Genomic DNA, 12,822 nt, shown 5'->3' on the forward strand with positions numbered 1-12,822 from the left:
CCCCCCCCCCCCCCCCCCCCCCCCCCCGTCCGCGCGGGCACCTTCATTCATTACCCGGTCCGTCTTCATGTTCATTAAAGTCCTCGGTTCCGCCGCCGGCGGCGGTTTCCCGCAATGGAACTGCAACTGCGCCAACTGTCAGGGTCTGCGCGATGGCACCATTCAGGCTGCCCCCCGCACCCAGTCGTCAATTATCGTCAGCGACAACGGTAAAGAGTGGGTGCTGTGCAACGCCTCGCCGGATATCAGCCAGCAGATTGCCAATACCCCCGAGTTAAATAAAGCCGGCGTACTGCGCGGAACGCATATCGGCGGCATTATTCTCACCGACAGCCAGATCGACCACACAACCGGGTTGCTGAGCCTGCGGGAAGGCTGCCCACATCAGGTCTGGTGCACCCCGGAGGTTCATGAGGATCTCTCCACCGGCTTCCCGGTGTTTACCATGCTGCGGCACTGGAACGGCGGCCTGGTGCATCATCCCATCGCTCCGCAGCAGCCTTTTACCGTTGACGCCTGTCCTGATTTGCAGTTTACCGCGGTGCCTATCGCCAGCAACGCGCCGCCCTATTCGCCGTATCGCGACCGGCCGCTGCCGGGTCATAACGTGGCGCTGTTTATCGAAAACCGCCGCAACGGGCAGACGCTGTTCTATGCCCCGGGGCTGGGTGAGCCGGATGAAACCCTTCTGCCGTGGCTGCAAAAAGCGGACTGTCTGCTGATCGATGGCACCGTCTGGCAGGATGACGAGCTGCAGGCCGCCGGCGTCGGACGCAATACCGGCCGCGATATGGGCCACCTGGCGCTCGGCGACGAGCACGGGATGATGGCCCTGCTGGCCTCTCTGCCGGCAAAACGCAAAATTCTCATTCATATTAATAACACCAACCCGATCCTTAACGAGCAGTCTCCCCAGCGCCAGGCGCTAACGCAACAGGGGATCGAAGTGAGCTGGGACGGGATGGCAATCACCCTTCAGGATACCGCATGCTGATCACTGACACGCTGTCGCCCCCGGCCTTTGTAGAGGCTCTGCGGGCTAAAGGCGCCTTCTACCATATTCACCACCCTTACCACATCGCCATGCATAACGGCGACGCGACCCGCGAGCAAATTCAGGGTTGGGTGGCGAACCGGTTTTATTACCAGACCACTATTCCGCTGAAAGACGCGGCGATTATGGCCAACTGCCCGGATGCGCAAACCCGGCGCAAATGGGTGCAGCGGATCCTCGACCACGACGGCAGCCACGGCGAGGACGGCGGGATTGAAGCCTGGCTGCGGCTGGGGGAAGCGGTCGGTTTGAGCCGCGACGATCTGCTCAGCGAGCGTCACGTGCTGCCCGGCGTGCGCTTCGCAGTGGATGCCTATCTCAATTTCGCTCGTCGCGCCTGCTGGCAGGAGGCGGCCTGCAGCTCCCTGACCGAGCTGTTCGCCCCGCAGATCCATCAGTCGCGCCTCGACAGCTGGCCGCAGCACTATCCATGGATCAAAGAGGAAGGCTACTTTTACTTCCGCAGTCGTCTGAGCCAGGCCAATCGCGACGTTGAGCATGGCCTGGCGCTGGCGAAGGCCTACTGTGACAGCGCTGAAAAACAGAACCGGATGCTGGAGATCCTGCAGTTTAAGCTCGACATTCTGTGGTCGATGCTCGATGCCATGACCATGGCCTATGCCCTGCAGCGCCCGCCCTATCACACGGTCACCGACAAGGCGGCCTGGCACACGACCCGACTGGTGTAATCATGCAAAAAACGTCCATCGTTGCCTTTCGTCGCGGCTACCGACTGCAGTGGGAAGCCGCCCAGGAGAGCCATGTGATCCTCTATCCGGAGGGTATGGCCAAACTCAATGAGACCGCCGCGGCGATCCTCGAGCTGGTCGATGGCCGGCGCGACGTCGCGGCGATTATCGCCATGCTTAATGAACGTTTCCCGGAAGCCGGCGGCGTCGATGACGACGTCATCGAGTTCCTGCAGATCGCCTGTCAACAGAAGTGGATCACCTGCCGTGAGCCAGAGTAAACCCACCGTCAATCCGCCACTGTGGCTGCTGGCGGAGCTGACCTACCGCTGCCCGCTGCAGTGTCCCTACTGTTCCAATCCGCTGGACTTCGCCCGGCAGGATAAGGAGCTGACCACCGAACAATGGATCGAGGTCTTTCGCCAGGCGCGGGCGATGGGCAGCGTTCAGCTGGGCTTTTCCGGCGGCGAGCCGCTGACCCGTAAAGATCTGCCGGAGCTGATCCGCGCCGCGCGCGACCTCGGGTTCTATACCAACCTGATCACCTCCGGGATAGGGCTGACGGAGAGCAAACTGGACGCCTTCAGCGAGGCCGGGCTGGACCATATCCAGATTAGCTTCCAGGCCAGCGATGAAGTGCTCAACGCCGCGCTGGCCGGCAACAAAAAAGCCTTCCAGCAGAAGCTGACCATGGCCAAAGCCGTGAAAGCGCGCGACTACCCGATGGTGCTCAACTTCGTTCTCCACCGGCACAACATCGACCAGCTCGATAAAATTATCGAGCTGTGCATTGAGCTGGAAGCCGATGACGTTGAGCTGGCCACCTGCCAGTTCTACGGGTGGGCGTTTCTTAATCGCGAAGGGCTGCTGCCGACCCGGGAACAGATCGCCCGCGCCGAGCAGGTGGTCGCTGACTACCGGCAGAAAATGGCCGCCAGCGGCAACCTCACCAACCTGCTATTCGTCACCCCGGACTATTACGAAGAGCGGCCGAAAGGCTGCATGGGCGGCTGGGGATCGATTTTCCTCAGCGTCACCCCGGAAGGCACCGCCCTGCCTTGCCACAGCGCGCGCCAGCTGCCGGTGGCGTTTCCGTCGGTGCTGGAGCAGAGTCTGGAATCGATCTGGTATGACTCATTCGGCTTCAATCGCTACCGCGGGTATGACTGGATGCCGGAGCCGTGCCGCTCCTGTGATGAAAAAGAGAAGGACTTCGGCGGCTGCCGCTGCCAGGCCTTTATGCTGACCGGCAGCGCCGATAACGCCGACCCGGTGTGCAGCAAATCCCCGCATCATCACAAAATCCTCGAGGCCCGGCGCGAAGCGGCCTGCAGCGACATAAAAGTCAGCCAGCTGCAGTTCCGCAACCGTACCCGCTCGCAGCTGATCTTCCAAACCCGGGACCTGTAATGACGCTGGCGACCCGCACCGTCACTTTGCCGGGCGGCCTGCAGGCCACCCTGGTCCATCAGCCGCAGGCGGATCGTGCGGCTGCCCTGGCGCGGGGCGCCGCCGGCAGCCACCACGAACCGTCGCGCTTCCCTGGGCTGGCGCACCTGCTGGAACATCTGCTGTTTTACGGCGGAGAGCGCTACCAGGATGATGACCGACTGATGGGCTGGGTGCAGCGCCAGGGCGGAAGCGTGAATGCCACCACCCTGGCTCGCCATAGCGCGTTCTTTTTCGAGGTTGCCGCCGATGCTCTGGCTGATGGTGTCGCGCGTCTACAGGAGATGCTGCAGGCCCCGCTGCTGCTCAGGGAAGATATTCAGCGCGAAGTGGCGGTGATTGACGCCGAGTACCGCCTGATCCAGCAGCATGAGCCATCGCGCCGGGAAGCCGCGGTGCGCCACGCCGCCAGCGCGCCCGCGGCCTTTCGCCGCTTTCAGGTAGGCAGCGCCGACGCGCTGGCGGGCGATCTCGCTGCGCTGCAGGCCGCCTTAGGCGATTTTCACCGCACCCATTACGTCGCCCGGCGAATGCAGCTCTGGCTGCAGGGGCCGCAGTCGCTGGAGGCGCTCGGCGAGCTGGCGGCCCGTTTCGCCGCCGGGCTTGCCGCAGGCGAGGCTCCGCCGCCGGCGCCGCCGCTGCGCCTGGGCGAGTTCACTGCACTGCAGCTGGCGGTCTCCAGCCAGCCCGCGCTGTGGCGCTGCCCGCTGATCGCTTTAAGTGACAACGTCACGTTACTGCGCGAGTTTTTGCTGGATGAAGCCCCCGGCAGCCTGATGGCCAGCCTGCGCCAGCGCCGGCTGGCCGGGGATGTGGCGCTGAACTGGCTGTATCAGGATCGGCACCTCGGCTGGCTGGCGCTGGTCTTCGCCAGCGACCGGCCGGAAGAGGTAGACCGGCAGATAACCCACTGGCTGCAGGCGCTCCAGCAAACGACGCCTGAGCAGCAGCAACACTACTATCAGCTATCCCGCCGCCGCTTTCAGGCGCTGTCGCCTCTCGATCAGCTGCGCCAGCGGGCATTCGGCTTTGCCCCCGGCGCGCCGCCCGCCGGGTTCGCCGATTTTTGCGCCGCCCTGCAGGCCGCCCCGTCGGTCAGCCTGGCCTGTCAAACCGTTTCCCCAGGGGAGCCTGTTGCCACCCAGGGCTTTAGCCTGCCGCTCAGCCGCTGGTCGCCACGTCCGGTCTCTGACCTGGCGCTGGCATTCGCTTTTTATCCGCAGGCCGCTGGCGAGCTCGTGGCCGAAAGCCCGGCGGAAGCCGCGCCGCTGCGTCACCTCCCGTCACCGGGAGAGCCGCCGAGGCTCCTGCTGCGACCGCCCTTCTACTGCTCGCCCACGCTGGCCGAAGGGCTGGCGCGCGGGGAACAGCTGCGTCCATTTCTTGCCGCCCTGCGCCATGCTGGGGGACACGGCGAGTGGCATCTGTTCGACGGTAGCTGGCAGCTGATCCTGCAGTTGCCTGCGTCCGGCCGACGGCCGGAGGCGATCCTGCAGGCCATCCTGCGGCAGCTCGCGCTCCCGGTCGCCTCGCTGACCCCACCGCCGGAAAGTATCGCTATCCGTTATCTCATGGCTCAACTCCCCGAACGGCTGGGTACATCCGGGCATCAGAAAGGTTGGCTGGCGGCCCTGGCCGGCGGCAGCGCAGAAGATGCGCAGTGGGTAGCGCTTCAGCTGAGCCTGATTACCGCCCCGGTTAATCCGCCGATGCCCGCTCCGGCGCCCTGCCGCCGCGGCGTCGAACGTCTGGTTTATCCGGGAGGCGATACGGCGCTGCTGGTCTTTATTCCGCTGCCGGATGGCGCCTCGCTGGCGGCCCTGCGGCTGCTGGCGCAGCATTGTGAGCCGCTATTTTTCCAGCGCCTGCGGGTGGAGCAGCAGATTGGCTATGTGGTGAGCTGCCGCTATCAGCGGGTCGCCGATCGCGACGGGCTGCTGATGGCGCTCCAGTCCCCGGATCGCCGCGCCGGGGAATTGCTGCGCTGTGGTAAAGACTTTCTGCGCCAGCTGGCCCCCATGGATGAGGCGACCTTCAGACCGCTACAGCAGCGCCTGGCCGCTCAGATCCGCGCCAGCAGGCCGCCAGAGGTGCGGGCGCTGTCCGCCCTGCGTCAGGAGTATGGTTTACCAGAGCTAACGCCGCAGGCGGTCGACGCGCTGCGCGTTGCAGAGGTGGCCGATCTGGCACGCGAAATGACCCGCCGGCGTCGCCGCTGGCAGGTGCTATTCACGACAGGGGATTAATGGCCGGGGGCATCCGGGGTCAGAAAGGCGCTGACGAAGCGCGTAAGGATCGCCGCGCCCTGCGGGCTCTCCTGCACCTCGTCGTGTAACCGCTGCGCGTCAATACCTTCCGCCTGCAGCACCGCCTCCCGGTGGCGGATCAGCGAACGGGCTATCGGCGCGGTAAATTCCGGGTGAAATTGCGTAGAGACCGCGTGCGGCCCATAGCGCACAATCTGGTGGGGATCGTGGGAGGACGCGGCCAGCACCGTGGCCCCTTCCGGCAGACGAGTCACGGTTTGCAAATGGCTCAGATGCGCAGGAAATGTGGCCGGCAGGCCGCTCAGCAGCGGATCATCGATACCCCATGGCGACAGCGTAATGGTTTGGCTGCCGCTTTCCCGCCCGCCAGGATGATACGCCACCTCGCCCCCCAGGGCATGGGCCATCAGCTGATGACCATAGCAAACGCCGAACAGCGGCATGTCGATAGCCACCGCCTGCCGGATCCAGTCGGCGGTCCGTTCGCTCCACGCCAGACGATCGGTCACCATCGCCCACGAGCCGGTTAGCACCGCTATGGTCTGGTTATCCGGCGTCGGCAGCGGTTCATCTTCAAACACCCGCACCGTGGTGAGCTGCGTCTGCCACGGCGCCAGCAGCGTGCGAAACCAGCGCGGCAGATCGCCATGCGCCTGGCGAATGGCCGTCGGCGGCGTGCCGGTCTGGACCAGCAGTAATCGGTTACGTGTCACCATTTCTCCTCGCTCCGGGTCATGTTCCCGTAAAACACTATGCCGCCGGGAAGACGATGGGACAAATAACCAATTACTATGGACGATGCGCCTGCGGAATAAGTCCTATCGCTTACTGGGCATCGGCGCTATCACGCTGCGGCACATCGGCTGCCGCCGAAGATGCCTGCTGCGGGACAAAAATATGGTCCAGGATGGCGCGCGCCGTCGGTCCGGCTACCACCCCATCCCCGCCGCCGTTCTCCAGAATCAGCGCCATCGCCACCTTCGGATGCTGATAAGGGGCAAACAGGGTGTAGAAGATATGGTCGCGCAGACGCACCGGGATCATTTTGGCGTTATAGGTCTGGTTTTGCTTCAGGCTAAAGACCTGCGAGGTACCGGACTTCGCCGCGATCTGATACGGCGCAGTATGAAACAGCTTATAGCCGGTGCCGTTGGGCTGATTCGCCATCCCATACATGCCGTTGCGCACAATGCCCCAGTACGGGGATTTCGGGTCACCCACCTGCGGCAGGTTCGCCGGCTGCTGATAACGTTCCACATGGTTGCCCTGCTTCATCGAATAGAGCAGATGCGGATCCTGTACTTTACCATTGTTCAGCAGAGTGGTAAGCGCCTTCACCATCTGGATCGGGGTGGCGATCCAGTACCCCTGGCCGATGCCGACCGAGATGGTGTCCCCCTGATACCAGGGCTTTTTATGCACCCGCTGTTTCCACTCCCGGCTGGGCAGCACCCCGGCGTACTCCTCATTAAGGTCGATGCCGGTGGACTGGCCGTAGCCGAACTTGCTCAGCCATTCATGGATCCGGTCAATGCCCATCTCGAAGGCGACCTGATAGAAAAAGGTGTCCGCTGACTCTTCGATGGCTTTAGTCACGTTGAGCATGCCGTGGCCGGTTTTCAGCCAGTCGCGGTATCGGCGTTGCGTGCCCGGCAGCGTCCACGTCGGCGCCCCGAAGAAGGTGGTGTTCGGGGTGATGACCCCAGCGGAGAGCGCCGACAGCGCCATATAGGGTTTGACCGTCGAAGCCGGAGGATATAGCCCCTGGGTGACGCGGTTGATCAGCGGCCGGTCCGGATTCTCCAGCAGCGATTTATAGGCCTGATAGCCGATACCTTTGACGAACGGATTAGGATCGTAGCTGGGACTGGAGACCATCGCCAACACGCCGCCATCCCGCGGGTCGACCACCACCACCGCCGCCCGCTGTCCCTTCAGCACCGACTCAATATACTGCTGGAGATGAAGGTCGAGAGTCAGATAGAGGTTTTTTCCGGCCACCGGCGGCACCTCTTTCAGTAGACGCACCACCCGGCCGTGGTTATCCACCTCCACTTCCTGATAGCCGGTGGTGCCGTGGAGCGCTTTTTCATAATAGCCCTCGATGCCCTGCTTACCGATATTGCGGTCGGCGGCGTAGTTCTCCTCTTCGCCGTTTTTCGCCAGCCGCTGCAGATCGCTGTCGTTGATTTTCGACACATAGCCCACCACGTGCGCCAGCTCTGCGCCGTAGGGGTATTCCCGTTGTTGGTAGCTCTCCACCGTCACGCCGGGGAAACGGAATTCGTTGACCGCGAAGCGGGCCACCTCCACATCGCTGAGGTCTGACTTGAGGGTGACCGCTTTGTAGCGGCTGGTGTGGTGCATATCGTCGCGAAAGCTGGCGATGTCGTCCGGCGTCAGGTCGACGATAGGCGTCAGCTGCTGCAACAGCGCGGCCATATCGGGAATTTTGCTCGGGATCACCTGCAGGCGATACAGGGTGATATTCTGCACCAGCGGAATACCGTTGCGATCGAATATCAGCCCGCGGCTGGGGGCGATGGGCAGCATTTTGATGTCGTTCTGGTTTGACCGGGTCTGGTAAAAATCGTGCTGCTCCACCTGCAGATGGTAGAGGTTAACGATCAGCACGCCAAAGCAGACCACCACCAGCAGAAAAGCAATTGCGGCCCGGCGGATAAACAGCATCTCTTCCGCGGAGTGGTCGCGAATTTCATCTCTCAAAAGGGGCATTAGCGGTACATCACCTGAATCACTGGAAAAGCCAACGGCGTAACGGCCGGGAAGCATAGCCTTATCGCAGCGTCAGCCCTACTGAAAGGTTGCTAATGATCTGGCAGAAATGTTTCAGCATGTTAGAGGGATCGTTATTCTTAACCTTGCCCGTGACGCGTCAGGCTATATTCACGATGCCCGACGCGTCGGCGCAGCTCACTGTTCTGCGCGGGCCGCCACGTGGGAGGTAGCCGACTTCCCTGAGGTATAGATTAAGTACAGCGCGAGGGCCAGACATATCACCGCCGCCAGTCGCGCCGGCGAGAACGCCATCGTGCTGTTGCCCAGCCAGCCAAAGTTGTCGATCAGCAGGCTCATCGTCAGCTGGCCAAAGATCACCGCCACGGTGGCCGTAGCGGTGCCTATCCGCTGCACCGCCAGCACCATAATGACGATGTAGGGCACGCCGCAAAATGCGCCCAGCAGCTGCCACTTAGGCACCTGTAGCAGGTTTACCGACGTCGCTGGAGCAAAAAACAGGATCAGCAATCCCGTCACCAGCGCGCCGGTGGCGAAGGTTAAAAAGGCGCTGCGCAGCACCCCCACCTGGCTGCCAAGACGGCCATTTATCGCCGCCTGGACGCTAAGCAATGCGCCGCCGCACAGTGCCAGAATGATCACTATCGTATCCATTTCCCCTCCTTAACCCAGAGCCACCAGCAGTAACGCCGCCATAATCAACATCAGCGCCATGGCGCGCCGCGGATCGATTTTGCGCCGTGGGCTGCCGAATAACCCGTAATGGTCGATCGCCAGGCTTTTCGCCACCTGACCCGCCAGGATGCCGATCATGGTCATGGCAATACCAATCACCGGCGTCGCCATGGTCAAGATCACCACGTACCCCGCCCCCAACAGACCGCCGGTGAGTTGCCAGCCGGGCAGAGAAAAGAACGACGGGCTGCTACGCGGGCTGAAAAAGAGCATCAGAAAAAAGGTTAACACTGCGCCAATCCCAAAGATGCTCATGGTTGCCCACAGATCCCCCACCTGGCTCGCCAGCGGCCCCAGCAGGCCGGCCTCGACCGATAATCCCATGCCGCCGGCAATCACTAATAAAATGAATAATAACGCCATTACTGCGCCTCCTCTGTACAACAGGCGGCTGAGGATAAAACAGCGTGCTGATGCGATAAACGGTATAATGCAGAAAACACTATTGCAGGAATTGCACAGATGGCCGATGCCAGCAGCGTCGATTTTCGCGCCCTTCAGCTTTTCATCGCGGTTTACGATAACCAGAGTTTTTCCGTAGTGGCCCGCCGCGAAGGGGTCTCTCCCTCGCTGATCTCGCGAACCATCCAGCAGCTGGAAGATGCCCTCGGGCAGCAGCTGTTCTACCGCAACACCCGTGCCGTGGTACCGACCGAAGCAGGACGCTTTTTCGCAGCGTCCGCCCGCGAACTGCTGGGACAGTACGCCGACGCGCAACGGGCGTTACAGGATCGGGCACAGGTCCCCGGCGGACTGGTGCGGATCAATGCGCCGGTCTATTTTGGTCAGCGTCATATCGCCCCCTGGCTTCCGGAACTGGCGGCCCGGCATCCCAAACTGCAGTTTGACCTGATGCTGACCGACGATTTTATCGATCCCCATCGCGATGCGACGGATATCCTTTTTCGCATCAGCAGCCTGCCGGACGCGGGCTATCACGCCAGAGTGTTTGGCAGCCAGCGCTATTACCTGACCGCCTCCCCGGAGTATGTTTCACGGTACGGCAGCCCGACTTCGCCGGAGGCATTGCATCAACATCGCACGCTGGTGTATGGCGGTTCGCAGGGAGCCAACCGCTGGCTGTTTCGCCAGCGCGAAGAGGCATGGGTGCACTATCCGTTGACCCCGCTCATGACCTCGAACAATGCCGATGCCCTGCTCACTTCAGCCATCGGCGGGGTGGGGATCGTGTTATTTCCCGACTGGATGGTCAGCGGGGCGCTGCACAACGGGACATTAGTCACGCTGATGGATCGCTATTCGGCGGCCATCAGCCACACGCCATCGTATATCGCGGCGATTTATCCTTATACCCGCCATCCCTCTCTCAACGTGCGGACAGTGATTGACTATTTTGCCGACGTGTTTGGATCGCCGCCCTACTGGCAGCGCTAATGCGAGATTCGTAGTAAAACTTGTCATATCTCAAACAATTAGCATTCCTTCGCCCAGCTTGACGCGAATCGTTTCCTTTGCCGCCTCGTTACGGCTATGGTTACTAATGAGGTTAATCTCAATCTCCAGGCCGACACGGTCCCACCAGGGGGTTGCCTAACCCTTCATTGAACGGAAATAGCTATTAAATCCGTAGATTCATTCAAATATCGCTTATTGGTAGCAGTGTATATCGTAACGGCATTCACAAAAGCAAACGGAGCCTGATATGAGCACGTCTAACGACCCATCCAACAATGCATCCGCCGGGAAGTGCCCTTTCCACGCCGAGACGCCAAAACAGAGCGCCGGCAGCGGCACCGCCAACCGCGACTGGTGGCCGAACCAGCTGCGTGTCGATCTGTTAAACCAGCACTCCAATCGCTCCAACCCGTTGGGTGAGAATTTTAACTACAGGGAAGAGTTTAAAAAGCTCGATTACTCCGCGCTGAAGGCTGATCTCAGAGCGCTGCTGACCGATTCGCAAGAGTGGTGGCCGGCAGACTGGGGTAGCTATATTGGCTTGTTTATTCGTATGGCCTGGCACGGCGCCGGCACCTACCGCACCGTTGACGGTCGCGGCGGCGCAGGTCGTGGACAGCAGCGCTTTGCCCCCCTGAACTCCTGGCCTGACAACGTCAGCCTCGATAAGGCCCGCCGTCTGCTGTGGCCGGTGAAACAGAAATATGGCCAGAAAATCTCCTGGGCCGACCTTTACATGCTGGCGGGTAACGTCGCTCTGGAAAACGCCGGCTTCCGCACCTTTGGCTTTGGCGCCGGTCGCGAAGACGTCTGGGAACCGGATCTCGACGTCGACTGGGGCGATGAGAAAGAGTGGCTGGCCCACCGTCATCCGGAAAGCCTGGCGAAACAGGCCATCGGCGCCACCGAAATGGGTCTGATTTATGTCAACCCGGAAGGTCCGAACGCCAGCGGCGAGCCGCTGTCCGCCGCGGCGGCCATTCGCGCCACCTTCGGCAATATGGCGATGGACGATGAAGAGATCGTCGCGCTGATCGCCGGCGGCCATACGCTGGGCAAAACCCACGGCGCCGCAGAAACCAGCCACGTCGGCGCCGAGCCGGAAGCCGCGCCGCTGGAAGCGCAGGGTCTGGGCTGGCACTCCAGCTACGGCAGCGGCGCAGGCGCGGACGCCATCACCTCCGGTCTGGAAGTGGTCTGGACGCAGACGCCCACCCAGTGGAGCAACTACTTTTTCGAAAACCTGTTCAAATACGAATGGGTGCAGACCCGCAGCCCGGCTGGCGCGATCCAGTTCGAAGCCAAAGACGCGCCGGAGATTATCCCGGATCCGTTTAACCCGGAGAAAAAGCGCAAACCGACCATGCTGGTCACCGACCTGACCCTGCGCTTCGACCCGGAGTTTGAAAAAATCTCCCGCCGCTTCCTCAACGATCCGCAGGCCTTTAACGAGGCGTTCGCCCGGGCGTGGTTCAAGCTGACCCACCGTGATATGGGGCCAAAATCCCGTTACCTCGGGCCGGAAGTGCCGAAAGAAGATCTGATTTGGCAGGATCCGCTGCCGGCAGCGACCCATCAGCCGAGCGCGGAAGATATCGCCAGCCTGAAAACCGCCATCGCCGGCGCCGGCCTGTCGGTCAGTGAGCTGGTCTCGGTCGCCTGGGCGTCCGCCTCCACCTTCCGCGGCGGCGATAAACGCGGCGGCGCTAACGGCGCGCGTCTGGCGCTGGCCCCGCAGAAAGACTGGCCGGTTAACGCCATCGCCAGCCGGGTGCTGCCGACCCTGCAGGCGATCCAGCGCGCCTCCGGCAAAGCGTCGCTGGCCGATATTATCGTGCTGGCCGGCGTGGTCGGCGTTGAGCAGGCGGCCGCTGCCGCCGGCGTCAGCGTCAATGTGCCGTTTACCCCAGGCCGCGTCGACGCTCTGCCTGAGCAGACCGACGTCGAGTCGTTTGATCTGCTGCAGCCGCTGGCGGATGGCTTCCGCAACTATCGCCGTATCGAAGGCGGTGTCTCGACGGAAACCCTGCTGATCGATAAAGCGCAGCAGCTGACGCTAACCGCCCCGGAAATGACCGTGCTGGTCGGTGGCTTGCGCGTACTGGGCGCGAACTACGACGGCAGCAAACACGGGGTGTTTACCGACCGCGTCGGCGTGCTCAGCAATGACTTCTTCGTCAATCTGCTTGATATGGCTACCGTCTGGAAAACGGCCGATGATAACGCGGAGCTGTTTACCGGCAGCGACCGTAAAACCGGCGAAGCGAAGTACAGCGCCACCCGCGTGGATCTGGTGTTTGGCTCCAACTCGGTACTGCGCGCCCTGGCGGAAGTGTACGCCTGCGCCGACGGGCAGCAGAAGCTGGTGCATGACTTCGTTGCCGCCTGGACCAAGGTGATGAACCTCGACCGCTTCGATCTGTAATCCTCTCCCCCCCCCCCCCCCCCCCCCCCC

General features: G+C 62.1%; 11 protein-coding genes. 7 read left to right on the top strand and 4 right to left on the bottom strand.

Features of this window, described 5'->3' with window-relative positions; all coding sequences use genetic code 11:
• Window positions 1-67: 67 nt before the first annotated feature.
• The 5 genes from pqqB to pqqF are packed head-to-tail and all read left to right on the top strand — an operon-like array spanning window position 68 to window position 5,438.
• Window positions 68-994 carry a pyrroloquinoline quinone biosynthesis protein PqqB gene (gene pqqB / locus HMPREF9538_RS07145; RefSeq protein WP_004199996.1) on the top strand — a complete coding sequence of 309 codons (927 nt, stop codon included), beginning with the start codon at window positions 68-70 and terminating at the stop codon, window positions 992-994.
• The gene (gene pqqC / locus HMPREF9538_RS07140; protein WP_009485836.1) at window positions 988-1,743 is read left to right on the top strand and encodes a pyrroloquinoline-quinone synthase PqqC; all 756 of its coding nucleotides are present in this window, start codon (window positions 988-990) and stop codon (window positions 1,741-1,743) included. Before pqqB ends, pqqC begins: the two co-directional genes overlap by 7 nt.
• 2 nt (window positions 1,744-1,745) lie before the next feature.
• Complete coding sequence (gene pqqD / locus HMPREF9538_RS07135; protein ID WP_004143686.1) at window positions 1,746-2,024, top strand: pyrroloquinoline quinone biosynthesis peptide chaperone PqqD; 279 nt, start codon at window positions 1,746-1,748, stop codon at window positions 2,022-2,024.
• Window positions 2,011-3,153: a pyrroloquinoline quinone biosynthesis protein PqqE gene (gene pqqE / locus HMPREF9538_RS07130; protein ID WP_004199999.1), complete on the top strand. Its 1,143-nt coding sequence runs from the start codon at window positions 2,011-2,013 to the stop codon at window positions 3,151-3,153. The genes pqqD and pqqE overlap by 14 nt, the downstream gene beginning before the upstream one ends.
• Window positions 3,153-5,438, top strand: coding sequence for a pyrroloquinoline quinone biosynthesis protein PqqF (gene pqqF, locus HMPREF9538_RS07125; RefSeq protein WP_009485837.1), 2,286 nt, complete (start codon window positions 3,153-3,155; stop codon window positions 5,436-5,438). Before pqqE ends, pqqF begins: the two co-directional genes overlap by 1 nt.
• On the opposite strand, the gene HMPREF9538_RS07120 is transcribed toward pqqF, so the two are convergent.
• The 4 genes from HMPREF9538_RS07120 to HMPREF9538_RS07105 form a co-directional block, all read right to left on the bottom strand.
• Window positions 5,435-6,172 (bottom strand): glutamine amidotransferase, encoded by a 738-nt coding sequence (locus HMPREF9538_RS07120; protein WP_016946774.1) that lies wholly within the window; start codon window positions 6,170-6,172, stop codon window positions 5,435-5,437. The two genes, pqqF and HMPREF9538_RS07120, sit on opposite strands and share 4 nt — an antisense overlap.
• A 112-nt stretch (window positions 6,173-6,284) precedes the next feature.
• Entirely contained in the window at window positions 6,285-8,195 is a 1,911-nt protein-coding gene (mrdA, locus tag HMPREF9538_RS07115) for a penicillin-binding protein 2 (RefSeq protein ID WP_002905759.1), read from the bottom strand.
• A 198-nt stretch (window positions 8,196-8,393) separates the two neighbouring features.
• Window positions 8,394-8,870, bottom strand: coding sequence for a DMT family transporter (locus HMPREF9538_RS07110; protein WP_004200007.1), 477 nt, complete (start codon window positions 8,868-8,870; stop codon window positions 8,394-8,396).
• A gap of 9 nt (window positions 8,871-8,879) precedes the next feature.
• Window positions 8,880-9,314, bottom strand: coding sequence for a DMT family transporter (locus tag HMPREF9538_RS07105; RefSeq protein ID WP_004143693.1), 435 nt, complete (start codon window positions 9,312-9,314; stop codon window positions 8,880-8,882).
• 99 nt (window positions 9,315-9,413) lie between these two features.
• Here HMPREF9538_RS07105 and HMPREF9538_RS07100 point away from each other — a divergent pair, with 99 nt between their 5' ends.
• Entirely contained in the window at window positions 9,414-10,346 is a 933-nt protein-coding gene (locus HMPREF9538_RS07100) for a LysR family transcriptional regulator (RefSeq protein ID WP_009485839.1), read from the top strand.
• 268 nt (window positions 10,347-10,614) lie between these two features.
• Window positions 10,615-12,792 carry a catalase/peroxidase HPI gene (gene katG / locus HMPREF9538_RS07095; RefSeq protein ID WP_009485840.1) on the top strand — a complete coding sequence of 726 codons (2,178 nt, stop codon included), beginning with the start codon at window positions 10,615-10,617 and terminating at the stop codon, window positions 12,790-12,792.
• The last annotated feature ends 30 nt before the right edge of the window (window positions 12,793-12,822 follow it).

The organism is Klebsiella sp. MS 92-3, from assembly GCF_000195655.1.
Taxonomy (GTDB): domain Bacteria; phylum Pseudomonadota; class Gammaproteobacteria; order Enterobacterales; family Enterobacteriaceae; genus Klebsiella; species Klebsiella pneumoniae.

Excerpts from the sequence above, each read along its gene's own strand:
- pqqB (WP_004199996.1), top strand. The coding sequence starts at position 68 with ATGTTCATTAAAGTCCTCGGTTCCGCCGCCGGCGGCGGTTTCCCGCAA.
- pqqC (WP_009485836.1), top strand. The coding sequence starts at position 988 with ATGCTGATCACTGACACGCTGTCGCCCCCGGCCTTTGTAGAGGCTCTG.
- pqqD (WP_004143686.1), top strand. The coding sequence starts at position 1,746 with ATGCAAAAAACGTCCATCGTTGCCTTTCGTCGCGGCTACCGACTGCAG.
- pqqF (WP_009485837.1), top strand. The coding sequence starts at position 3,153 with ATGACGCTGGCGACCCGCACCGTCACTTTGCCGGGCGGCCTGCAGGCC.
- mrdA (WP_002905759.1), bottom strand. The coding sequence starts at position 8,195 with ATGCCCCTTTTGAGAGATGAAATTCGCGACCACTCCGCGGAAGAGATG.
- HMPREF9538_RS07110 (WP_004200007.1), bottom strand. The coding sequence starts at position 8,870 with ATGGATACGATAGTGATCATTCTGGCACTGTGCGGCGGCGCATTGCTT.
- HMPREF9538_RS07105 (WP_004143693.1), bottom strand. The coding sequence starts at position 9,314 with ATGGCGTTATTATTCATTTTATTAGTGATTGCCGGCGGCATGGGATTA.
- HMPREF9538_RS07100 (WP_009485839.1), top strand. The coding sequence starts at position 9,414 with ATGGCCGATGCCAGCAGCGTCGATTTTCGCGCCCTTCAGCTTTTCATC.
- katG (WP_009485840.1), top strand. The coding sequence starts at position 10,615 with ATGAGCACGTCTAACGACCCATCCAACAATGCATCCGCCGGGAAGTGC.